The organism is Mycobacterium conspicuum, assembly GCF_010730195.1.
Lineage (GTDB): Bacteria > Actinomycetota > Actinomycetes > Mycobacteriales > Mycobacteriaceae > Mycobacterium > Mycobacterium conspicuum.
The window spans coordinates 1,040,363-1,063,312 of record NZ_AP022613.1; the positions used below are offsets into that span (position 1 = coordinate 1,040,363).

The 22,950-nt window shown below is 65.5% G+C and carries 20 protein-coding genes, 1 tRNA gene and 1 pseudogene; 15 read left to right on the forward strand and 7 right to left on the reverse strand.

Going from position 1 to position 22,950, the window contains the following annotated elements:
* Positions 1 to 11: 11 nt before the first annotated feature.
* A complete protein-coding gene (locus G6N66_RS04970; RefSeq protein ID WP_085231376.1) occupies positions 12 to 1,400 on the reverse strand; it encodes an FAD-dependent oxidoreductase in 1,389 nt (462 codons plus the stop codon).
* Positions 1,401 to 2,110: 710 nt separating this feature from the next.
* Here G6N66_RS04970 and G6N66_RS04975 point away from each other — a divergent pair.
* The 5 genes from G6N66_RS04975 to G6N66_RS04995 are packed head-to-tail and all read left to right on the forward strand — an operon-like array spanning position 2,111 to position 6,309.
* Positions 2,111 to 3,034 (forward strand): AraC family transcriptional regulator, encoded by a 924-nt coding sequence (locus G6N66_RS04975; protein WP_085231375.1) that lies wholly within the window; start codon positions 2,111 to 2,113, stop codon positions 3,032 to 3,034.
* Positions 3,035 to 3,088: 54 nt separating this feature from the next.
* On the forward strand, positions 3,089 to 3,589 hold the full coding sequence (locus G6N66_RS04980; protein ID WP_085231374.1) for a Dps family protein: 501 nt from the start codon (positions 3,089 to 3,091) through the stop codon (positions 3,587 to 3,589).
* Between the two features lie 20 nt (positions 3,590 to 3,609).
* The gene (locus G6N66_RS04985) at positions 3,610 to 4,101 is read left to right on the forward strand and encodes a hydrogenase (RefSeq protein ID WP_085231373.1); all 492 of its coding nucleotides are present in this window, start codon (positions 3,610 to 3,612) and stop codon (positions 4,099 to 4,101) included.
* A gap of 13 nt (positions 4,102 to 4,114) precedes the next feature.
* The gene (locus tag G6N66_RS04990; protein WP_085231372.1) at positions 4,115 to 4,723 is read left to right on the forward strand and encodes a UbiX family flavin prenyltransferase; all 609 of its coding nucleotides are present in this window, start codon (positions 4,115 to 4,117) and stop codon (positions 4,721 to 4,723) included.
* Positions 4,720 to 6,309 carry a UbiD family decarboxylase gene (locus G6N66_RS04995; protein WP_085231371.1) on the forward strand — a complete coding sequence of 530 codons (1,590 nt, stop codon included), beginning with the start codon at positions 4,720 to 4,722 and terminating at the stop codon, positions 6,307 to 6,309. The genes G6N66_RS04990 and G6N66_RS04995 overlap by 4 nt, the downstream gene beginning before the upstream one ends.
* 13 nt (positions 6,310 to 6,322) lie before the next feature.
* Here the strand turns inward: G6N66_RS04995 and G6N66_RS05000 are convergent, their stop codons facing one another.
* The gene (locus G6N66_RS05000; protein ID WP_179968253.1) at positions 6,323 to 7,297 is read right to left on the reverse strand and encodes a GlxA family transcriptional regulator; all 975 of its coding nucleotides are present in this window, start codon (positions 7,295 to 7,297) and stop codon (positions 6,323 to 6,325) included.
* Positions 7,298 to 7,388: 91 nt separating this feature from the next.
* Between G6N66_RS05000 and G6N66_RS05005 the strand changes: the two genes are divergently transcribed.
* The 3 genes from G6N66_RS05005 to G6N66_RS05015 all read left to right on the forward strand — a co-directional run bounded on the left by G6N66_RS05005 (position 7,389) and on the right by G6N66_RS05015 (position 9,798).
* Positions 7,389 to 7,465 (forward strand) — tRNA-Met (locus G6N66_RS05005).
* 225 nt (positions 7,466 to 7,690) lie between these two features.
* Positions 7,691 to 9,568, forward strand: coding sequence for a PE family protein (locus G6N66_RS05010; RefSeq protein ID WP_163645782.1), 1,878 nt, complete (start codon positions 7,691 to 7,693; stop codon positions 9,566 to 9,568).
* Positions 9,569 to 9,597: 29 nt separating this feature from the next.
* Positions 9,598 to 9,798: a hypothetical protein gene (locus tag G6N66_RS05015; protein WP_085231994.1), complete on the forward strand. Its 201-nt coding sequence runs from the start codon at positions 9,598 to 9,600 to the stop codon at positions 9,796 to 9,798.
* Positions 9,799 to 9,802: 4 nt separating this feature from the next.
* On the opposite strand, the gene G6N66_RS05020 is transcribed toward G6N66_RS05015, so the two are convergent.
* A complete protein-coding gene (locus G6N66_RS05020; protein ID WP_085231993.1) occupies positions 9,803 to 11,308 on the reverse strand; it encodes a molybdopterin-dependent oxidoreductase in 1,506 nt (501 codons plus the stop codon).
* 141 nt (positions 11,309 to 11,449) lie between these two features.
* Between G6N66_RS05020 and G6N66_RS05025 the strand changes: the two are divergent.
* Positions 11,450 to 13,257: pseudogene (locus G6N66_RS05025) on the forward strand (molybdopterin-dependent oxidoreductase).
* A 23-nt stretch (positions 13,258 to 13,280) separates the two neighbouring features.
* Here G6N66_RS05025 and G6N66_RS05035 read toward each other — a convergent pair.
* On the reverse strand, positions 13,281 to 13,934 hold the full coding sequence (locus tag G6N66_RS05035; protein ID WP_085231990.1) for a TetR/AcrR family transcriptional regulator: 654 nt from the start codon (positions 13,932 to 13,934) through the stop codon (positions 13,281 to 13,283).
* 190 nt (positions 13,935 to 14,124) lie between these two features.
* On the opposite strand from G6N66_RS05035, the gene G6N66_RS05040 reads away from it, so the two are divergent.
* The 6 genes from G6N66_RS05040 to G6N66_RS05065 all read left to right on the forward strand — a co-directional run bounded on the left by G6N66_RS05040 (position 14,125) and on the right by G6N66_RS05065 (position 21,335).
* Positions 14,125 to 14,886: a spirocyclase AveC family protein gene (locus G6N66_RS05040; protein WP_085231989.1), complete on the forward strand. Its 762-nt coding sequence runs from the start codon at positions 14,125 to 14,127 to the stop codon at positions 14,884 to 14,886.
* Positions 14,887 to 14,897: 11 nt separating this feature from the next.
* Positions 14,898 to 16,103 (forward strand): cytochrome P450, encoded by a 1,206-nt coding sequence (locus G6N66_RS05045; protein WP_085231988.1) that lies wholly within the window; start codon positions 14,898 to 14,900, stop codon positions 16,101 to 16,103.
* Positions 16,104 to 16,114: 11 nt separating this feature from the next.
* Positions 16,115 to 17,224 (forward strand): NAD(P)H-dependent amine dehydrogenase family protein, encoded by a 1,110-nt coding sequence (locus tag G6N66_RS05050; RefSeq protein ID WP_085231987.1) that lies wholly within the window; start codon positions 16,115 to 16,117, stop codon positions 17,222 to 17,224.
* A gap of 253 nt (positions 17,225 to 17,477) precedes the next feature.
* Entirely contained in the window at positions 17,478 to 17,906 is a 429-nt protein-coding gene (locus G6N66_RS05055; protein WP_163645783.1) for a DUF732 domain-containing protein, read from the forward strand.
* Positions 17,907 to 18,059: 153 nt separating this feature from the next.
* Positions 18,060 to 20,237 carry a glutamine synthetase III family protein gene (locus G6N66_RS05060; RefSeq protein WP_085231985.1) on the forward strand — a complete coding sequence of 726 codons (2,178 nt, stop codon included), beginning with the start codon at positions 18,060 to 18,062 and terminating at the stop codon, positions 20,235 to 20,237.
* 81 nt (positions 20,238 to 20,318) lie between these two features.
* Entirely contained in the window at positions 20,319 to 21,335 is a 1,017-nt protein-coding gene (locus G6N66_RS05065; RefSeq protein WP_085231984.1) for a PhzF family phenazine biosynthesis protein, read from the forward strand.
* 10 nt (positions 21,336 to 21,345) lie between these two features.
* On the opposite strand, the gene G6N66_RS29970 is transcribed toward G6N66_RS05065, so the two are convergent.
* The 3 genes from G6N66_RS29970 to G6N66_RS05080 all read right to left on the reverse strand — a co-directional run bounded on the left by G6N66_RS29970 (position 21,346) and on the right by G6N66_RS05080 (position 22,840).
* Positions 21,346 to 21,471, reverse strand: coding sequence for a hypothetical protein (locus G6N66_RS29970; RefSeq protein ID WP_269474924.1), 126 nt, complete (start codon positions 21,469 to 21,471; stop codon positions 21,346 to 21,348).
* 118 nt (positions 21,472 to 21,589) lie between these two features.
* Positions 21,590 to 22,285 carry a PAS and ANTAR domain-containing protein gene (locus tag G6N66_RS05075; RefSeq protein WP_085231982.1) on the reverse strand — a complete coding sequence of 232 codons (696 nt, stop codon included), beginning with the start codon at positions 22,283 to 22,285 and terminating at the stop codon, positions 21,590 to 21,592.
* Positions 22,286 to 22,411: 126 nt separating this feature from the next.
* Positions 22,412 to 22,840 carry an Hsp20/alpha crystallin family protein gene (locus tag G6N66_RS05080; RefSeq protein WP_085232001.1) on the reverse strand — a complete coding sequence of 143 codons (429 nt, stop codon included), beginning with the start codon at positions 22,838 to 22,840 and terminating at the stop codon, positions 22,412 to 22,414.
* Positions 22,841 to 22,950: the final 110 nt, after the last annotated feature.

Genomic DNA, 22,950 nt, shown 5'->3' on the forward strand with positions numbered 1-22,950 from the left:
GAAGCGTTCGACTAAGTCGGAATCGCGCACGTCTCGGGTGCCGGTTTGTCTGCCTCCGCCCGCTTTCGCGATTTCCTGAGGACACGCACCAGCATCGATGGGCGCAGCAGGCGCGAGGGAGGATCGACCATGCCGATCAACCGCATGAATTGCTGCACTACGACCGGGTCAGTTTCGGCGGCGGCCAGCACTCGACGTAGATAAGCGTTGGTGATCCGCATGGACAGCGGCCGCCGCCCCGGTATCTGGGGCAGCGTCAGGTCGGCGCCCACTGCCGTTCGCCATGCGATCCGAATCTCCTTGGCGGCAGCCCGAAAATAACGCCGCGGAAGGCCGCGATCACCGTGCTGCAGACAATCCCGAAGGATGACAGCTTCGACGGCCGCGATCGACATGCCTTGTCCATAAATCGGATTGAAGCTGCACATCGCGTCGCCGACGACTATCAGACCGTCGGGTGTGCGCGTTAGCTTGTCGTAGCGACGCCACCGGTTCGCCGGAAACCGGTGATGCCGCAGCGGTCCGAGCGGTTCGCCGTGGCGCGCCGCCTCGACCACGTGCGCCGGTGCGACCTCGGCCAGCCGGGCGAGCAGAGCGTCGCGATCGGCGGGCGGTTGCCCGCCCGCCATCATCTGAATCCCGAGCATGTAGGTGTCATTTTCACCGCCGAACATTGCGAACCCCATGGGTCGGCTCGGCAACGCGCCGCCGACCGCCATGTACTCGCGCAGCATCTCGTGTGGCACGCGCAGCTGCGTGCTCGCGTAGGCGGCGTGCACCATCAGTTCGTCTTCGCGAGGCCGGTCATAGCCGAGATCGACGAGAAAAACCGGCGTGCGTGAACCGCGTCCGGTCGCGTCCACCACGAGTTCGGCCGCGAGGGTTCTTTCGGCTCCGGAGTCGTGCTGCGCCACAACGACACCGGTGATCCGGTTACGGGCCGGGGTCGACGTCAAGCTCACCACGTCGTGGCCGGCGAGGAATTCGACGTTCGGGATAGCGCGCACCCTCCGCGAGATTATCCATTCGAGAAATGGCCGGTTCACGAAGTACTTGATCACCGACTCGGGGTCGGGAATGCTGCCAGATCGGAGAAACTCGTGGCCGCCGTAAGACATCCAAATCCGCGAAAGGTCACCATCCTTCCACACCCGCGCGCCGTTGACGACCATCTCGTCGAGGAGACCGGGAAACAGCTCCTCCATCGTCTGTGTTGCGCGCACTTGTGGAATGTGGGGACTGGTGCCATGCGGCACTCCGCGCCTTGCCACGGGTTCGTCGGGTGGTACATCACGTTCGACCACAATGACCGTGGTGTAGAAGTCAGCCAGGACGCGGGCAGCCATCAGCCCGGCAATGCTCGCCCCGAGAACGATTGCGGTTTCGCCGAATTCGGGCATTTCGTAGTCTCCTTCAGGTTTAGGGCTGCTGGTCGAAGGCATTCGCGTGGTGCGGGCAATGCCGGCAAGGCGCGACTCCGAGCCAATCGAGCCTTCCGATGGTCGTCGCCACCAGCATGAGAATTGCGAGCGCCAGGGCTATCGTGAAAAGGCTGTGCACAAGCAATTGGCGTAGAGCGACCACCTGGCATGGTGGGTCGAGCGCGTGCGGTCGCGAACGATCAGCTACGACATAGTGATTGCGTCTGGAACCAAAGCCGTTGTGTGGCAGCGGGCCACTGCGCCACCAACGGTACGCTCCGTCACTGCGCTGGGCGCCGACCGGCGCGAGGAATGGAGGCCGGGCAACACTCAACGTGTCGTGCGTGCGCCCGAGTACGGGTAGCTTGACTGCTGTTCCCGCGGACGTATCTTCGCCGTCCAGACGGATACCACTCATCATGTTCCTTCGCGATGTTGACGGGAGCACCGCCACAGCGCGGTTGCGACCGGGGCGTCCGGTGCGGCGCCCGTGTTGTGTTTACCGCGATCAAAAGGCGAGGACGTGTCTGGGCTGCGTGCGATGTGCACGAGACGCAAACCGGGTCATCGCGCGCGAGGTGTGGCCGGCGGATGTCGCTATCTGTGGGGAAGACGTCCAGTCTTCGCTAGTTGTCCTGCCGTGGCCGGACAGACACTGGACTCTGTACTGCAGGTTATGGAGTGAACACATGAGAGCACCGGCCTTCATTACTGCTGAAAACGTGTCGCACCGACTGGGTTTCGCGCCCGATCGGCACATCACGGCTTCCGGCGGTACGCTGTCGGCGGCCATCTGGCGGTTCGAGCATGACTCGCGATTCGAACTGCACGGCCCCGCGGTTGAGAACACAGACCTGATCTCGATGCCGGTGAGCGGGCATCACCACCACACCTACTTCGGCGACGGTCGACGCAAATGGAGCCTCACACATCCACCATTTCACATGAACATGGTGGTAGCCGGCGAGGAGCCCAGGGGCATTTTCCGCTCAGAGCGGCCATTTAGCTATCTGCATGTGTATGTGCCGCACGCCATGGTCGAACGAGTCGCCGTTGAAATCGGTGCGGTCAAAGCGGGTCGCTCGGTCGCCCTGGTCGATCCGATGTGTTCACGGGATCCGCTCGTCGAGCACATCTGTCGACAGATCACTCGTGAGATGAATAGCCCCGACGGGTGTTCCCGGATGATGATCGATTCACTGGGCCAACAACTCGTGGTCCGCCTGTTACGCCAACATTCTAGCGTGTCCGGCTCCAAGGCTTTCGCCGCGAGAAGCGGTGCAGGTTACCGTGATTGGCGCGTACGGCGCGCAATCGAGTACCTGGACGCGCACCTCTGCGATGACGTTGGACTCAACGACGTGGCGAAAGTGGTGGGTTTGTCAACGGCACGTCTTGCGGGTCTTTTTCGTGAGGGCACCGGTGAGCCGCCCCATCGTTGGTTGATGAACCGTCGGTTTATGCGGGCATGTGAGTTGCTGGGCAGGCCGTCACTGACCATCACTGAGATCGCGCATCAATGTGGGTTCGCGAGTTCCCAACACCTGGCTACCGTGATGCGTCGGCGCCTTGGCACAACGCCCACTGCGTATCGTTCGCACTTGCTCAATTGACGTATCACCGTAGCTTTCAAGCCAACAAAAGCATGCGAGTTAGGAGACCCCGCCATGACAACTTCACTATCTGCCAACCGCCGCGACGCCGGCGAGGTCCGGATGTTTCGCGGCCCGGCAAGCTTGTTCGAGGCCCTGCAAAAGGTGCTCGTCGATTTGATCGAATTGCACCTGCAAGGAAAGCAGGCACACTGGAACCTCGTCGGCACCAACTTTCGGGACTTACATCTGCAACTCGACGGCATCGTCGATACCGCGCGTGGGGCCAGCGACACGATTGCCGAGCGGATGCGCGCCCTTGACGCGGTTCCCGACGGACGCTCCGACACGGTCGTCGCGACCACGACCGTCCCCGCCATACCGCCCGGCCTGCTGGGTGCCACCGAAACCGTCGACATGATCACCAATCGGATTTACGCGGTGGTGGATACGGTGCGCACCGTGCATGACGAGGTTGACGCAGCCGATCCCTCGACCGCCGACTTGCTGCACGCGATCATCGACGACCTGGAGAAAGAGGCGTGGTTACTCAAGGCGGAAAACGGCACAGCATAAGGCGATCAAGAGGAGCGGACATGGCAGCAACGCACGACGCGCACGACCGCCCGATGATCTGGCTCGGCGTTTTCCTGTTTGTGATCGGGCTGGTGACAGGTACGCAGGAGCGACACTTCAAAAATATGCGCATGGGGCTTTCCGCCCATCTCGAAGGCGTGATGAATGGCATGTTCTTGATGGCGTTGGGTGCCATATGGGGCGAAGTCAACCTCCCGCCAAGCGTGCAGCGCACGGCACGATGGGCGATGCTCTACGGCACATACGGCAACTGGTTGTTCACCAGCCTGGGTGCTGTGATGGGTACCGCCGTCGCGAATCCGATTCTGTCGCAGGGGCATAGCGGGAAGCCCTGGCAGGAGCGGGTGGTGGGGCTCGGCTTCCGCAGCATGCGCAACTCGCTCTTCGTGGGCTTGCCGCTGGTCCTATGGGGTCTAATCCGCCGTCGGGCTGAGGCGCGCGAATCCGTGCGCGAGTCCGAGGACGCCGCTGAACAACAGAAGTTTCGGTGAGGGGAGTAAGACCATGCGCTTGGTGGTGGCCATGACCGGGGCGACGGGCGCCCCAGTGGGCATTCGCCTGCTGGAAGTCCTTCGTGAACTGGGTGTCGAGACGCACCTGATTCTCAGCGACTGGGCACGGGCGACCATCAAAATGGAATCCGACCAGACCGTCGCACAGGTGCGGGCACTGGCGTCGCATGCGTACAGTGCCCGCGATCTTGCCGCAGGCATCTCCAGTGGGTCGTTCCGCACCGATGGGATGGTGGTCTGCCCGTGCAGCATGAAAACGTTGAGCGCCATCCGAATTGGGTTCAGCGACAACTTGATCACCCGCGCTGCCGACGTGACGCTGAAGGAGCGCCGCAGGCTCGTCCTGGTCGCACGGGAGGCTCCGTTGAGCGAGATCCATTTGGAGAACATGCACTACCTGGCGAGGGCCGGGGCCGTGATCTTCCCCCCGACGGTGGCCTACTACGCCCGACCCGCCTCGGTCGACGAGGTGACGAACTACATGGTCGGTCGCGTCGTCGACCAGCTCGGGATCGAGCACTCCCTGATCGAGCGGTGGAAGGACAACCCCCACCCGGTGAACGGTGACAGCGTGATTTCGATGGTGAGGTCAACGAATTGAGTACAACAACAAGTGCTTTGGCGTCGAGGCCGGAAGCGGGCGAGCCAGGGCCCGACCTGCGTAGCTGGCTGGCCACACTGCAGGCCGCGGGCCAGTTGTGTCGCATCAAAGCCTTGGTCGACTGGGATGAAGAGATCGGCGCGATCACCCGCGCCAACCTTTCCCTGGGTGGCCCCGCGCTGTTGTTCGAGAACATCGTCGGTCACCGAACCACCAGGTGCACAAAGCTCTTCACATCGGGCATCGGCAACCGGCGGCAGATCCAGCTCATGCTGGGTATGCCCGACGAAACCGGCGACGCGGCCATCGTGCGTCACCTCAGGGACACCTTCAAGCGGCCGATCCCGCCGCGGGTGGTCGAGACCGGTCCGGTCAAGGAAAACATCGTCGCGGGCGACGACATCGACCTGTGGCAGTTTCCCGCGCCGAAATGGCATGCCACCGACGGCGGTCGCTACATCGACACATTCTGTGGCGTGGTCACCCAGGACAAGGTGACCGGACGTGACAACATCGGTGTCTACCGCGGCATGATCGTCGACCGCGACAAGATCGCCAAGCTGTTGGCGCCGATTCAGGGCTGGGGCGGTCATTTCGACGGGTATAAGCCGGAGCCGATGCCGGTCGCCGTCGTCCACGGCTGGCACGACGTGCTGCCGTTCTGCGCGGGCAGCCCATTCCCGAAAGACGTCTGCGAATGGGACATGATGGGGGCCCTGCTCGGTCGCCCCGTCGACCTGGTGGCCTGTGAAACGGTGCCGTTGCACGTCCCGGCGAGCGCCGAGATCGTCGTCGAGGGCTTCCTCGACCCCGACCCCGCGACCTTCGTGGACGAGGGCCCGTTCGCGGAATACCCGGGCTACCTCGATAACCACGCGGCCCCGACGCCGGTCCTGCGCGTCACCCGGATCAGCCATCGCAACGACCCCGTGCTGCGTGGCGCCCTCGAGGGAATGCGGCCGGGATTCCTCGTCGAGGACTCCATGTGCAACTACGCGCGCTCGGCGATCGCCTGGAACCTGCTCGACAGTCTCGGGGTCAGGGGCGTGACCGACGTATGGATGTCGCCGGTATCCAACGGCACCAACATCGTGGTGCAGATCCGCAAGGCCTACCGGGGTCACGCCCAGCAGGTCGCCGCGGCGCTGTGGGGGACCAGTGGATCCATCTGGTTCTACAAGAACGTCATGGTCGTCGAGGAAGACATCGACATCCGCGACCCGCAGGCGCTCGACTGGGCGTTGGCGTACCGGGTGAACGCTAGCCTCAGCGACATCACGCTCTATGGGCCAACCCTGGGCTCGCCGCTGGATCCCTCGACCCCGCACGAGAAGGCCAACATGGCCAAATACGGCTCCGGAGAATGGCATCGAGTGCTCATCGATGCCACCCGGAGCTGGGAATCCGAGCCCCGGCCGCAGTGGGGCGGCCGCCACTACCCGGCAGTCGACACGATCGCTGCAGAGCTGGAATCCCGCATCGCCGCCCGATGGCAGGACTACGGGATCGGTATCCCTTACCTCGACGACGAGCGGCGGGAACTGCTGACGATGGAGCAGCTGAGCAAGCGACTGCCCGACGTGTAGAGCGCCCGCGGACTCAATCGCGGGACGCAGTGCGGAATCTGTCCCGGTAGGCCTTCGGGGACACTCCGAGGCGGTCGACGAACACCCGGCGCAGGGTTTCGGGGCTGCCGAAGCCGGCCAGATGTGCCGCCTTGGTGATGCTGTGGCCCGCATCGAGCGCCGCGCGCGCAGCGTCGATGCGAACCATTTCGACGTAACGCGCCGGGGTCGTCCCAAGCTCGGATTGGAACAGCCTGGTCAGCTGACGTGAACTCAGGGCGGCGCGCGCGGCCAGGGCTTTGATGCTGTGTTCGGCGGCCGGGTTGGCCGCGACCGCATCGGTGACCGCGCGCAGCGCAGACTGCGGCGGTGGATCGACCTCGACCAGCACGGAGAATTGCGATTGGCCGCCCGCGCGTTTGAGATAGACGACCAACCACCGCGCCACCTCGCGAACGAGCTTGGTGCCGTAGTCCATTTCGACCAGGGCCAGTGCGAGGTCGATGCCCGACGACACCCCGGCCGAGGTGAAGATTTCGCCGTCCTGGACGAAAATCGCGTCCGGTTCAACGCTGGTATCGGGAAAGGCGCGCGCCAACAACCGGGTGTCGTGCCAGTGCGTGGTGGCGCGCCGCCCGCGCAGCAGGCCCGCCTGGGCCAAGATGAACGAGCCGGTGCAGACGGACGCCAGCCGGCGGGTTCGGGCCGACACTGATTTGATCGCTTCCACCAGGGCGGGATCGATCGGGCGCCGCACCATCTCGTTGCTGCCGGCGATCATGACGGTGTCGGCCGACTCGATCGACGCGATGCTGTCGGTCACGCCCAACCGGGTCCCGATGGAGGTCATGACGTCGCGTCCGTCCAGCGATGCGATCCTGATTTGGTAGTTCGCTCCGAAATGGTTGGCTTCGGCGAAGACCTCGGCCGGCCCGGCGACGTCCAACATCGTCACATCGTCGAAGACGACTATCACCACCACATGCGGACCCGCGCCGGCTTCTGCCACAGACCTATTGTGTCGTTTCCCGCCACGGCGGCTGCCGAGGCCGGGCGATTTGGCGACCTTCGGACGCGTTGGGTAACCTTGCGTTTACCGACGCGGGGTGGAGCAGCTCGGTAGCTCGCTGGGCTCATAACCCAGAGGTCGCAGGTTCGAATCCTGTCCCCGCTACCAGCGGAAATGGCCCCCAGGCGCAAGCCCGAGGGCCATTTTCTTGCCGGTCGCATTTGTCGCTATCGTCGCGGCCGAGTGCTCGCGTCTTCGGGCAATCTCTCGGCCGATCGATCCCTCCGATAACCCGCAGATCGGCTCCTCCTGCAAGTTAAGCTGCCCCTCGCAGTGGGGCATTGGTGACGACCGGGCGCCAGTCAGGTTGTCATGACCTGTGAGGAGTCGCAGATGTCGTCTGTCGTCGCGGTGCCAGGGCTAATAGACACGGCAACAAGGGATTTGGCCAGTCTCGGCACGACGATCCGCTCCGCCAATGCGGCGGCCGCGACCCCGACGACGGGCCTATTGGCCGCGGCCGAAGACGAGGTGTCGGCGGCCATCGCGGAGATATTCTCCGCCCACGGACGGGGCTTTCAGGCGGCTAGCGCGCAGGCGGGGGCGTTTCATTCCCAATTTGTCCAGACGCTGACCGCGGGTGCGCAAACCTATGTCAGCACCGAGGCCGCCAATGTTGCGGCGTTCGCGGCCCATCCGGCGCAGGCGGCACAGCAGCATCTGCTGAACGCGATCAATGCGCCGAGCCTGGCGCTCACCGGGCGCCCGCTGATCGGCAACGGCGCCAACGGCGCGCCGGGAACGGGAGAAAACGGCGCGCCCGGGGGATGGCTCTACGGCAACGGCGGGGCCGGCGGGTCCGGTGCGAACGGGACCGGCCAGAACGGCGGCAACGGCGGGGCCGCCGGGCTGTGGGGATACGGCGGCGCCGGCGGGGACGGCGGGACCAGCGCCACCGGAACCGGCGGAAAGGGCGGGTCGGGCGGGGCCAGCGGGCTGCTGTGGGGCGCCGGCGGGGCCGGCGGGACCGGTGGGACCGGCGCCATCGACGGCGGGGCCGGCGGTGCCGGCGGGGCCGGCGGACTGATGTTCGGCGACGGCGGCAGCGGCGGGGCCGGTGGGACCGGGCAGGGCGGGGCCGGCGGCGCCGGCGGGGTCGGCCGCAACGCCAGTGTGCTGTTCGGCGACGGCGGCGTCGGCGGCGCGGGCGGGCTCGGCGCCACCACCGGCGGTGACGGCGGCCACGGCGGCAATGGCGCGCTGTTCACCGGCAACGGCAGCGCGGGCGGCGCCGGCGGCATGGGTACCAGCGGCACCGGCGGTCACGGCGGCCATGGCGGCACCAGTGGGCTGGTCGGGTCCGGCGGGGCCGGCGGGGCCGGGGGGATCAGCGCCACCGCCGACGGCGGCGCCGGCGGTGCCGGCGGGGGAGGCGGCGTGCTGTACGGCGACGGGGGGGCCGGCGGGGCCGGCGGGCTCGGCGTCACCGCCGGAGGGGACGGCGGGACCGGCGGTGTGGGCCAGGTGTTGTGGGGTGACGGGGGGGCCGGCGGGGCCGGTGGGGTCGCCGAAGCAGGGGTCGGCGGCGCCGGCGGTGCCGGCGGTAACGCCGCCCTGTTGTACGGCGACGCCGGCGCCGGGGGGACCGGCGGGTTCGGCGAAGCCGCCGGCGGTCACGGCGGTCACGGCGGCAACGGCGCGGTGGTCATCGGCACCGGCGGCCCTGGCGGCGCGGGCGGCGCCGGCGCGCTCGGCGGCGCCAGCACCGGCGGTGACGGCGGGGACGGCGGGGCCGCCGGGATGCTGGGGGCCGGCGGAGGCGGCGGGGCCGGTGGGCTCGGCGCCGCGGCCGGCGGGGCCGGTGGGGCGGGCGGGACCGGCGGGCTGGTGGGGTCCGGCGGGGCGGGCGGAGCCGGCGGGATCGGCGACACCGGTGTCGGCGGGGACGGCGGGGCCGGCGGTAGCACCGGCTTCCTGTTCTCCGGTGACGGCGGTGCCGGGGGCGCCGGCGGGTACGGCGCGACCACCGGTGGCGACGGCGGTCACGGTGGCAATGGCGGGCTGATCCAAAGCAGCGGCGGCGACGGCGGCGCCGGTGGGCTCGGCGCCGGCGGTGCCGGGGGTAATGGCGGTGACGGCGGCAATGGTGGCATGTTGATCGGCGCCGGCGGGAACGGTGGCAACGCCGGGCCCGGTACGCCGGGAGGTGCCGCGGGTGACGGCGGCACGGGCGGCCTCATCGGCGTCCCCGGACAAGACGGGAAGACATAAGCCCGCCGCGTCGAGCCTAGGATCGCGCTATGAGAAGGGCCTTTGCCGTCACGTTCGCGCTCGGGCTGTTGGTCGCGCTGTTCGGTCTGATCTGGGCGCTGCAGGGATTCGGGGTCCTGGGCGGAAGCCCGATGAGCAACACCACCACCTGGTCCATCATCGGTCCGATCACCGCCGTGATCGGCATCGTGATCGCCGTGGTCAGTTGGCGGAAATTCTCGTCGAAATAGTGCCTCAGGCGCGCGCCACGGTGAAGCCCACCGTGTGCCAACCGGTGGCGCCGTCGGGGACCGTCTCGGCCTGATCCGCGGTTTGGGTCGCTCCGGTGTTGTCGGTGGCGCGCACCGTGATGGCGTGTTTCCCGGGGCTTTTCGCCTGCCAGTGGAAGCTCCACAATCGCCACGTCGCATTGGAATAGCTCGCACCCAGTTCGGCCGGCTGCCATGCCCCGTCGTCGATGCGGACCTCCACGAGCCGCACGCCGCGATTCTGTGCCCATGCGACGCCGCCGAAGACCACCGGGCCCATCGGCAGCTCTTGATTTGGCTTCGGCACGTCGATGCGCGACTCGGTCTTGACGGGCGCTTGGGCCGCCCAGCCCATCCGCGTCCAGTACGCCACCGCTTTGTCGAAGCGGGTCAGCTCCATGTCGACGATCCACTTGGTCGCCGACACATACCCGTAGAGCCCGGGCACCACCAGCCGGGCCGGGTAGCCATGCTCGACGGGCAGGGGCTGACCGTTGAGACCGATCGCCAGCAGAGCATTGCGGGAGTCGGTGAGTGCCTGAACCGGCGTGCCGGCGGTGAAGCCATCGATCGACGTCGATAGCACCATATCGGCGTCCGGGTGCACGTGGGCGGCGGCCAGCAGATCAGCGACCCGATAGCCCGTCCACACACCCGTCGAAATCAGTTTGCCCCCAACTGGATTCGACACGCATGCCAGCGTCATCACCATTTCGACGACCTCAAACCCGGCGAGCTCGTCGAAGCTGTAGTTGACTTCGCGGTCCACCATGCCGTGGATGCGCAGCCGCCAGTCACGGTGGCTGAGTTGAGGGACGCTGAGCGCGGTGTCCACCCGGTAGAAGTCGGCGCTTGCGGTGATAAAGCTCGGTAGCGCAACGTCCTTCGGTTGCACATCGGCGGCTATCGGCGGTGCCGCGACCCGCGGTCGGGGGAGTGCGACGGTGCTGCGTTCGCCGGCGACCGAATGCACCAACCGCGTGATGACCGCACCCGCCACCCCACTGAGCACTCCGAAGCCGAGCAATCCGAACATGACCAACCTGCGCCTGCCGGCGTCGGGCGCTTCCGATTGCTCCGGGCCGGCCCGGAACCACCGGCGGGTGAGCAATCGCAGGGCGGCCACCCCGCAGGCGGCGCCCACGACGGTGGGAATCGTGTCGAGCAGCGTCGCGCCCTGCCGCGACAGCACTGCGGCGCAACCGAGTAGGCCCGCAGCGAGGATCACAGCGCTGCCGATGGGGCGGCGACGTGTCTCCAGGCTCCCGGCGATCGCGGCGATCGTCGCGATCACCACCAGCACGGCGACGGCCAGAAAGACCTTGTCCAGCGAGCCCAGGGCCTGAATGGCCCACTCCTTGACGGCCCCCGGCGTCAGGTCAACGACGCATGAGCCGATCGCAGTACGCGCGTCGGCCCGCGCACCGAACGGGATGCTGACGAGCTGGGCTACCCCGAGTGAAACGGCCGCGGCGGCGACCCCGGCAATCATTCGTTCGTTCGACGGGGCGCCAGCCACGGAGCTACTGTACTCGCGTTCGATATTCAACGGCTCAAACCACTTGCGGTGCAGCCAAACCGGCGGAAGGCGTCCGGGTGGTTGACCCAGTGTGAGACCCAGAGGAGACGGACCATGGCTGGCGATCCGCACCCCGGCGACGGCACGGCCGCTGACGGCCACTTCGAGTCATTGCTCGACCAGCGTGGGCGCCCGCCAATGCTGAAGCGCTCTGTCGCTCTCGACGACTGGGCCGGCGGGATAACACAAGAGTTCGCCCGGGTACCGACGATTCGAATCGGTCGGCGCTGGCTCAACTCGCTGTGGCTGGTGCCGGTCACCGCTGCCGGGCTCGTCGTCGCGATCGCACTGGCGCAGCAGTTGCGTCAATACGGCTGGATGCAGAGCTTCATAGAGACCTATCCGGGAACATCGACAGCGTATGCGCCGCCAGTCACGTCCGGGTTCCCGGCCTGGCTGCGATGGCAGCACCTGTTCAACATCGTCTTCATGCTGTTCATCATTCGGGCGGGAATGCAGATTCTCGCCGATCATCCGCGGCTGTATCTCAATTCCGGTTGCCGCCCCGGAACGGAATGGTTCAGAATGCGCGATCCGGTTCCGCCGGACCGCCTCGACCAAGAGGACGCGGCACGCGTGTGGACGGCCAAGGACGATGCGGTTGCGCTGCCAAAGTGGTTGGGGATACCCGGATTACGGCATACGATCGGGCTGGCCCGGTGGTGGCATTTCAGTTTTGATCTGTTATGGCTCGTGAATGGTCTTGTTTTCTATGTGTTGCTTTTCGCCTCGGGGCAATGGCGCCGGATTGTCCCGCGGTCATGGGATGTTTTTCCCAATGCGCTGTCCACGGCGGTTCAATATGCATCCCTTGATTTCCCGGCGAATGTGGGCTTCACGAATTACAACGGGATGCAGATCATCGCTTACTTCACCACCGTCTTCGTTGCCGCGCCGCTGGCCTTCCTGACCGGGCTGTTGCAGGCGCCGGCGATTGCCGCGCGGTTTGGATTCGGCAGCGGCCCGTTCAATAGGCAAGTGGCGCGGACCGCCCATTTCGCAATTCTCGTGTGGATGGTGTTTTTCATCTTTGTCCACACGGTGATGGTGTTCACCACGGGACTCGTGGGCAACCTGAACCACATCGTCTTGGGCACCGATACCAAATCCTACTGGCCGCTACTGATCTACGTCGTGGCGATGATCGTCATCACCGGCATGTGGCTAAGCGCTTCCCCCATCACGCTGCGCTTTCCCGGTGTAGTCCAGGTAGTCGGCCGCGCGGTGGTGGGATGGCCCAAGGACATTCTGGAGCGGCTGCATCCCAATGCCACCTATTCCGAGAAGGACATCTCGCCGTATCTTTGGGCAAACGGCACACTGCCGACATCGGACAATTATCGCCGGTTACAGGCCGGGAACTGGAAAGACTATTCCCTGCGCATTCGAGGACTCGTCGAGAACCCGGTCGCGCTGTCTTACGACGAACTTCGCAAATTGCCCAAACACGAAAAGATCACCCAGCACTACTGCATTCAAGGATGGTCCGGCGTCGCCAAGTGGGGAGGCGTTGCCATGTCGGACATCCTCGAAATGGTCCACCCCTGCCGTCGGCTCGTTGGGTGGTGTTTTACTCCTTCGCCGAAGGAGCCGGCGGAGCCACCGAGGGCCGGTACTACGACTGCCACAAGATCGAGCACATGCATGACCCGACGTGTCTGCTCGCCTATGAGATGAACGGGCAGCCGCTCAACGAGGCCCATGGCGCGCCGCTACGCCTGCGAAATGAGCGCGAGCTGGGTTTCAAGCAGGTCAAGTGGGTCGAAGCGATCGAGTTCGTGGAAAGTTTCTCCGATCTCGGGTTCGGACAAGGCGGATATAACGAGGACCACGAGTTCTACGGCTATCGCATGCCGATCTGACCGGTTCGCGACGACGAATCTCGTCAGTTTTGCCGGTGCAGGAACCCGTGCAGAATCGCCTGCACGAGTTCCTCGACGATCGCTTCTCGCGACGGTGGTTGGGCGCCGAAATAGGTGGAGCGCAACGCGGCCATGCCGGCGATCATCGCCACCGTCGAGTGAGCCGGCAGGTCCGGCTCACTGGAGCGCAGACCGCGAATCCGCATGCCGTCCGCACCGATCTGGCTGAGCACGGTCAAAGCCCTCCTGATGTCGGCGATCCCCGCTTCGGCCATTTCCTCCTCGCTGAGAGCCTCGGCGGCCATCAGCGTCAACAGCAGGCCCTGGTGTTCGACGAAGACGTCGTAGAGCCGCCCGACGAAGCGCCGCGCCAGCTCCTTCTCGTCGGTCTCCTCGGGGATGACGGACTCCCAGGTGCGGCCGAAGTCGTCGACGAATCCGGTGAAGGGCAAGACGAGGGCTTCCCGGAACAGCCCCGCCTTGGACCCGAAATTGCGGAACAGCAAATGTTCGGTAACCCCTGCGGCTTCGGCGATTTCCCGCGTCGTGGTGCTCCGGTAATCCTGGCGGGCGAAGAGGTCGCGCGCGGCCGCGAGCAGGAGCTTGCGCGGTTCGCCACGCGGCCGGCGCGAACCCTGAGCCGGCGCCTCGGCCTGCCTTTTGGCGGAAGGTGACACTTCGCTCCTCGAACAGGTTCGGTGTTGACTGTCATTAAGATAGTCGGCACTATCTTAATGATCGGGTTGGCTCTCGGAAGGGTACGGACGTGGGTGCTGTGATCATGCTAGGCACGTTGTTCGGGCTGATCGCGCTGGTATTCGCGCTGGTTCTGCGTTGCGACCCGGAGAGCCGCTCGTGACGCCTCTGATGGCGGGAGCGCTGTACTTCGCGATCGTTAGCGGCACCGCGTTTCTGTTGATCGGGATCTATCTGAGCTATCGCCGGAAGCGCATCCATCCGCTGCTGCTGCTGAGCGTCGCGGCGCTCTCCTTCTCCTGGATCGAGTCGCCGTACGACTGGGCGATGTACGCGCAATTTCCGCCCGCCCTGCCCCGGATGCCGTCCTGGTGGCCGCTGAACGTGACGTGGGGCGGGCTGCCGTCGTCGGTCCCGATCGGGTACATCTCCTACTTCGTGCTGCCCGCTTTGGTCGGAGCGGCCCTGGGACGATGGGCGAGCAGGAAATTCGGCTGGCGCAGGCCGATCACCCTGCTGATAGTGGGCCTGGCCGTCGGCTTCTGCTGGGCGTTCTTCTTCAATGCCATCACGGGTGCCCAGCTCGGCAATTTCTACTACGGCTACGTGATCCCGGGTCTCGCGATATTCGAGGGGACCAAACACCAGTACCCGCTATACGACTCGCTCGCCATGGGCATCCAGATGATGGTCTTCACCTACCTTCTCGGCCGCACCGACCACGAGGGCCGCAACGTCATCGAGATGTGGGCCGACAAGAAGTCGACCGGCCGCCTGCAGTCGTCGGTCCTGTCCGTCGTCGCCGTCATCGTCGTCGGGCACCTGGTTTACGGCGCGGTCTTCGCGCCGCATCTGATCACGAAGCTGGGGGGCTGGGTGACCGCGGGACCCACCGAGCAGCTGTACCCGGGCACACCCAACCAACCCAAGTAGGACGAAACACCTTGGCCGAGACCACCGTCGAGCTGTACTACGACCCGTTCGACCACAAGATCGACGACGACCCTTATCCCATCTGGAAGCGGATGCGCGCCGAAGCCCCGCTGTACTACAACGACAAACACAACTTCTATGCGTTGAGTCGCTACGACGACGTCGCACCGGCCCTGCACGATTGGCAGACCTATCGGTCCGGACACGGCACCACCGCCGACATCTTGTTCGCCGGCGTCGAGATCCCACCGGGCATCCTGCTTTTCGAGGATCCACCGCTGCACGACCTGCACCGGCGCCTGTTATCCCGCGTCTTCACTCCCCGCCGGATGCTGGCCGTGGAAGACCTAGTGCGCGACTTGTGTTGTCGCGCACTGGATCCGCTGCGCGACGCGGACGGGTTTGACTTTGTCGCAGACCTCGGCGCCGTGATGCCGATGCGCACCATCGGCTACCTGCTGGGGATACCCGAGGAGGGCCAGCAGGCGATCCGCGACCGCAACGACAAAAACATCACCATCGACTCCGACGGCGCTGCCTTCGACCCGGAGAAATTCGAGGATTCGGTGGCGTTGTTCGCCGACTACATCGAGTGGCGGGCGACGCATCCTTCCGATGACCTGATGACCGACCTGCTCAATGCCCAGGTCGAAGAGCCCGACGGCACCGTGCGTCCGCTCGAGCGCACCGAGGTGCTGGCCTACACCGCGATGATCGCCGGCGCGGGCAACGAAACCACCGCGAGGCTGATCGGCTTCATGGGCGAGGTGCTCGGCAACCATCCGGACCAGAGACGCGAACTGGTAGAAGACTTTTCACTGATCCCCAACGCGGTCGAGGAGACACTGCGCTTCGAACCGCCGTCACCGGTGCAGGCGCGCTACGTCGCCCGCGACGTCGAGCTGCACGGGCAGACGGTGGCCGAAGGGTCCTACATGCTTCTGCTCAACGCGTCGGCCAATCGCGACGAGACGCGCTATGAGAACCCGGACCGTTACGACATCCACCGCACGGGCGGGCACTTGAGCTTCGGCCAGGGACTGCACTTTTGCCTCGGCTCGGCGCTGGCGCGCTTGGAAGCGCGCGTCGCGCTCGAGGAAGTCTTCAAGCGCTGGGCCGACTGGGAAGTCGACTACGAGCACGCGAGCAGGGCCCGGACGTCCAGTGTGCGGGGTTGGGGCCGGCTGCCCGTCAAAACATTAAGAGTTGCAAGGTAATAGGAGGAAGCATGACCGCAGGCAACTACCGCGTGGTGGTGTGGGCGACGGGCGGGATCGGGTCGATCGCCATTCGCACCATCACCAACCGGCCCGACCTCGAACTCGTCGGGGTGTGGGTGCACTCCGAGGAAAAGGTGGGCAAGGACGCCGGCGAGCTGGCCAACGGCGATCCCATCGGTGTGGCGGCCACCAACGACGCGGATGCGTTGATTGCGCTCAAGCCGGATTGCGTGGTCTATGCGGCCGCCGGCCCCGAGCGTGACGCCCTGGCGATCCCGGACTACGTGAAATTGCTCGAATCCGGCATCAACGTCGTGACCACCAGCACCACGCGGCTGGTCAACCCGCACGCCTACGAACCCGCCGAGTGGCGCGAGCAACTCGTCGCCGCGGCCAAACAGGGACAGGTGTCGCTGTACGCGTCGGGCATCGAACCCGGATTCGCGGCCGACTACTTGCCGCTCGTGCTGTCGACGCAATCGTCGTCGATCGAGAAGATCCACTCCTACGAGATCGGGTTGTACGACGACTACGGTGTGCCCGACATCATGATCAACGGCTTGGGATTTGGCCAACCGCTGGACTATGAGCCCTGGATCTCGTTTCCCGGTGCGATCGCCGGCGAGTGGGCGGGTCAGGTCCGGTTGATCGGCGAAGCCTTGGGGGTCGAAGTCCAGGAGATGCGCGAAGAGTTCGATCGCGCCGTGACCAACGAAACCCTCGAAGTCGCGATGGGCACCGTCGAGGCGGGGACGTGCGGTGCGATCCGCATGAAGGCGATCGGCGTCGTCGACGGCCGCGAGGCGATCATCGTCGAACATGTGACGCGGCTTGCGCATAGCGTCGCTCCGGACTGGCCGCGGGGAATCGGCGACCTGTCCTATCGCGTGATGATCACCGGCGACCCCGACATCGACTGCACCATGGCCGCGACCCTGCGCGACCCCGGACGGGCCGGGATCGCCTCGATGACCTCCGGGGCCGGTGCGATGGTGGCCACCGCGATGCGCGTCGTCAACGCCGTGCCCTACGTCGTCGATGCCGCGCCCGGGCTGTTAAGCGCCGTCGATCTGCCACTGACCATTCCCAAGAATGTCTTTGCCACGCAACAGGTCTGAGCGTTTGGGAGCACCGCGGTCGTCGCGCAGTCGGCGTGAGATGTCCAAACAGTGAACTAAATGGAAATGGTAGGAAACGTCCAACCAAACCACAGCTTGTCCCAAGCTCGCGGGGCCACCATGAAAATCACGCTGAGCAACACACCGTAGCAAGTCGGTCACGACATCGTGCACTCGTCGCACCTCGACCGAAATGCGAGGTCACGGGTGGCTCAGGTGCCGACCGACCGCAAGCGGCCGAGCGGGGTGGCACATGTCGACTTTCTCCCGCGTCCGCCGCCAGGAGGCGGCGGCGTTCACGTGGGCCAACGGTGGGGCGCGACGGGCAGCGAAAGCGGGCCTGGCCGCCCTGGCCGCGCTAACCGCTGTGGGTATGTGGCCCGCTCCCGCTGCCACCGCCGCCCCGGTTCCGGTCTGCCCGCAAGGGCCCGACCCGGGGGCGGGCCCGGCGTGCGGCCAGCGTGCGTTCCTGGCCGATATCAATGCCGCGGGTCTCGAAGACAGCAACGGCAACCAGGTGGCCTTGGACCAGGGCCTGGACATGTGTGGCCTGATGGACGCCGGCCTGACCCGACAGCAGATGGTGAGCCAGTTCGCGGCGGACAACCCGGCGCTGGGCCTGGACGGGGCGGCGAAGGTGGTGCAAATCGTGGTCCGCGACCTCTGCCCCTGGCACCGGTAGTTCGCGAACCTGCTTCCAGCGGGCGTTTCACGTTCGCAACCCTTGCATTTCAGCGTTGACGCCGGCGTAACAAAATTGGCATCGAAGCTTCCTAGTGTGGGGCGGTCCACCTTCGTAGCGATCATCAGTGGACCCTCAGCGATAGGAACACAATTGAGCGGAAACGCGGTTCGCCTCGCGGCGATCAACAATGTCGAGGCATACATACCCCCGGCCGTCAGCTTTGTGCCGGGCGAAGAGCCGGGCCAGATCTTCGGCTCGAACGTCTTCACCAAGGCGGAAATGCAGGCGCGACTGCCCAAGTCGGTGTACAAGTCCGTCGTGGCGACCATCGAGAAGGGCACCAAACTTGACCCCGCGGTCGCCGACGCGGTCGCGGTGGCCATGAAGGACTGGGCGCTGGAAAAGGGCGCCACCCACTACGCGCACGTGTTCTACCCGATGACCGGCCTGACAGCGGAGAAGCACGACAGCTTTCTCGAGCCTGTCTCCGACGGCCAGACGCTGGCGGAGTTCGCCGGCAAGACCCTCATCCAGGGCGAGCCGGACGCGTCGAGCTTCCCGTCGGGCGGCCTGCGCAGCACCTTCGAGGCGCGCGGCTACACCGGCTGGGACGTCACCAGCCCGGCCTACATCCTGGAGAACCCGAACGGCAACACGCTGTGCATCCCGACGGTCTTCGTCTCGATGACCGGCGAAGCTTTGGACTACAAGACGCCGCTGCTGCGCAGTCAGCAGGCGATGGGCATACACGCCGAGCGGGTCCTAAAGCTGTTCGGGCACAAGGACCTCAACCGTGTCGTCTCGTTTTGCGGCCCGGAGCAGGAATACTTCCTCGTCGACCGGCACTTCTTCCTCGCGCGCCCGGACCTCGTCAACGCCGGCCGCACCCTGTTCGGGGCCAAGCCGCCCAAGGGTCAAGAGTTCGACGACCACTACTTCGGCGCGGTGCCCGAGCGGGTGCTGGGCTTCATGATGGACACCGAGCGGGAGCTGTTCAAGCTCGGCATTCCGGCCAAGACCCGGCACAACGAGGTGGCCCCCGGCCAGTTCGAGATCGCGCCGATGTTCGAGCGGGCCAACATCGCCTCCGACCACCAGCAGCTGCTGATGACGATCTTCAAGACGATCGCCAAGAAACACGGCATGGAGTGCCTGTTCCACGAGAAGCCGTTTGCCGGCGTCAACGGGTCGGGCAAGCACGTCAACTTCTCGATGGGCAACTCCGAGCTGGGCTCGCTGCTGGTGCCGGGAGACACCCCGCACGAGAACGCGCAATTTTTGGTGTTCTGCGCCGCGGTGATCCGCGCCGTGCACAAGTTCGCCGGGCTGCTGCGGGTTTCGGTGGCATCCGCCACCAACGACCACCGCCTGGGCGCCAACGAGGCGCCGCCGGCGATCATTTCGATCTTCCTCGGCGAGCAGCTCGCCGACGTCTTCGAGCAGATCGCCAAGGGTGCCGCCACATCGTCAAAGGGCAAGGGCACCATGATCATTGGTGTCGACACGTTGCCCCATCTGCCGACGGACCCGGGCGACCGCAACCGCACCAGCCCGTTCGCGTTCACCGGGAACCGGTTCGAGTTCCGTGCGCCCGGCTCCGGGCAGACGGTCGCGGTGCCGTTGATCGTGCTCAACACGATCATGGCGGACTCGCTCGATTACATGGCCACGGTTCTCGAGGAGGCCGTCGCGGACGGTGCGGACTTCGACAACGCGGTTCAGCAGTTGCTCACCGACATCATCACCGAGCACGGTGCGGTCGTGTACAACGGCGACGGGTACTCGGAGAAGTGGCAGATCGAGGCGGCGCAGCGGGGCCTGCCGAACCTCAAGACCACGCTGGACGCCATTCCGGAGTTGATCAAGCCCGAATCGATTGAACTCTTCGAGAAATACGGCGTGTTCAACGAGCGCGAACTGCACAGCCGCTACGAGGTCCGGTTGGAGCAGTACGCGCTGACCATCGCGGTCGAGGCGAAGCTGGCCCTGGAACTCGGGACGACGGTGATCCTGCCGGCCGCGATCCGCTACCAGACCGAGCTGGCCCAGAACGTCGCGGCCCTGAAGAAGGCCGGTGTCGAGGCGAGCACCGTTGCGCTGGAAGCGGTTTCGGCACCGATCGCCGACCTCCAGGCGGGGCTGGCGGAGCTGAAGTCGGCGCTGTCCGACCACTCGGCCGAGACGGCGCTTGCCGAGGCCGAGCACGCCCAGTCCGCGTTGCTGCCGGCGATGGCGGCGGTCCGCGCCGCCGCCGACACGCTGGAAAGCCTTGTGGCCGACGACTTGTGGCCGCTGCCCACCTACCAGGAGATGCTCTACATCCTGTAACGGACGTCGTCGGGCGTGGGTCGTCCGCAGAAACTTGGTGATTCGCGGCCCCACGCCCGGCGATCCGGGCATGATCGGTTGATGCGCGAGCCGCTCGTCTGCACCGTGGACGCCTTCACCGACCGGGCGTTTTCCGGCAACCCCACCGCCGTGTGCGTTTTCGACGAAGCGTGGCCCGCGACGCCGTGGCTACAGCGGCTGGCAGCCGAGCTGAATCTGCCCGCCACCGCATTCGTGCGCTACGACCGGCCCCACACCGAGTTACGTTGGTTTAGCCCGCAGACAGAACTTGCGCTGTGTGGCAGCGGGACGCTGGCGGCGGCACACGTGTTGTGGGAAACCGGCGACCGCGCAACGACTCTCGTCTTCAAGACCTGCGCGGGCAGCCTCGGCGCACATCGGCAGCCGGATGGACGGATCATGTTGGACTTTCCCGCCGATGACCCCGAGCCGGTGACCGCGCCCGCCGCACTCGCGGCGGCATTAGGCGTCAAGCCGCTGGCGGTATGGCGCGGACGCCTCGACTATCTCGTCGAGGTGGATTCGATCGAAAGCGTACGAAAACTGACCCCGGACCTGACGGCGCTGGCCGCGCTGGACGCTCGCGGTGTGATCGTCACGGCCGTCGGCGACGCCGACAGCGACTTCGTGTCCCGCTTCTTCGCGCCCGCCGCCGGAATCGACGAGGACCCCGTCACCGCGTCCGCACACTGCACCCTGGGCGTGTATTGGTCGAAGAAATTGGGCAAGGACGCGTTGACCGGCCTTCAGGTGTCGGCTCGCGGTGGCCGCGTCGATGTGCACCTCAGAGATGACCGGGTCAATCTGAGCGGGCGGGCGGTCACCATCACTCGAGGCAACCTGGCCATCACTCGTAACCGAAAGATCCGGTTGCGTTCGCTCGCCAGCAATTGGCAGAACCGGCGATCTCGCCGTTTTAGGGTGCGCGCGGCGACGGACGGCTTGCGGTTTAATCCGTTTTCGCCGCAGGTATCACGTGATGGCTTTTTACCCTCAAGAAAGGATCTTTCATGTTGCACTCGCTGGTTCTGGCAAGTTCGGATCCGCTTGCGGCGGGACTTATTCTCAGGGGAATAAAGGGAATCTTTTACCTGATCGGCGGCGTGATCGCGGCCATCATCTGCGCTGTCATCGCCGCGATGAAGGGCCGCAATCCCCTTGGGTGGGGGATTCTGGGGTTCTTCTTCTCCATCATCACACTGATCGTCGTCATCGTTATTCCAAGCAAAAAATAAAGTTCGCCGCGCGGCCGTCGGCTGGCTTTCATTTGTCGCGACCGTGCCTAAAGCACTTCTTCTCAGCGCCCGTCAGCAAAGCGGTTCGTTCGTTTATTACTTGCGCGCGAGAGCCGGCCCGCCGGGGCGGCCGACGCGCGAACGGGCGCTCAGCAGTAGTTGGTCGAATTCCGATTGCGGTATGAAGGCCGGGCCGCTGCTGCGGAGGTCCTCGGAGATCCTCTCGGCCAGCAGCCGCAGCTTGACGTTGGCTTCCTGGGACAACCACTTGAGTAGGTCGAACGCGCCCTCGTCATTGATGCCGTAGATCAGCATCAGCATGCCCTTGGCCTGCTCGATGACGGCGCGATTTTCGGCGATCTCGGCCAGCTTCGCCGCGACGCGCTCCTCGTAGTCGGCGTCCTGCAGCCGAGAGATGTCGACATAGACCCCATGTGTCCCGATCACCGCACCGTCGGCGTCGTAGAGCCGATCGCCGGCGACGACAACTTGATGCGTGTGCCCGCTCGTGTCGATGATCCGGTGGCGGGTGCTGTAGGGCTTATGGCTGTTGAGGATCTCGTCGATGGTGGCGGCGACCTGACCGCGGTCGTCCGGATGTTTATGGGACAACACCAGCTCGGTGGTGGGGGTGACGCTGCCGGGCTTGTAGCCGTGCATCCGCTCGACTTGTTCGGACCATTCCCACCGTTGGTCGGCGAAGTAGAAGCGGAACCACCCCACCCGTTGCGGGGCACCGCCGGCCAAAGCCTGTTCGATATCGGCGGACTCGCCGTTGAAATCAAAGTTCATCGCAATCTTCGACCCTTCGCACCGTCAAATGTCGGCCCCGTCACCGCGCTCGGTGGTGCGCCGCGTAGGGGTGCGGCGGCCGCAACCGCGTGCTCCCGGTCGCGACCGCCGCACCCCTGGGCGCTGTCATGCGTTGATGACCTCCCGGTCTGCCACCGCGCCGCCGCGCTCGATGGAGATCTTGCGCGGCTTGGCCCGCTCGGCGACGGGGATGCGCAGCCGTAGGACGCCTTCGTTGTAGGACGCGTCGATCTTGTCGGTGTCCAGGTTGTCCCCGAGCACCAGCTGCCGGCTGAACACTCCGCGCGGCCGCTCGGTGGCCAGCATCTCCCGATTGGGGTCGACGGCGGGCCGCTCGGCGCGCACGGTCACCACGTTGCGCTCGATGTCGATGTCCAGCGAATCGGCGTTGATGCCCGGAAGGTCGAACTCGACGAAGAATTCCTCGCCCTCGCGCCAGGCATCCATCGGCATTACGGCCGGGCGGGCTGCCGTACCCAGCACCTGATTGGCGAAACGGTCCAGCTCACGGAACGGGTCGGTACGCATCAGCATGGCGGTCACTCCTCACTCCAATCTGCTGTTGACGGTCCTCTATTACCTATGGCAATAGACATAGATTTCATATATCACTATCGAAAGTTCTCCGCAAGTGTGGTAAACAG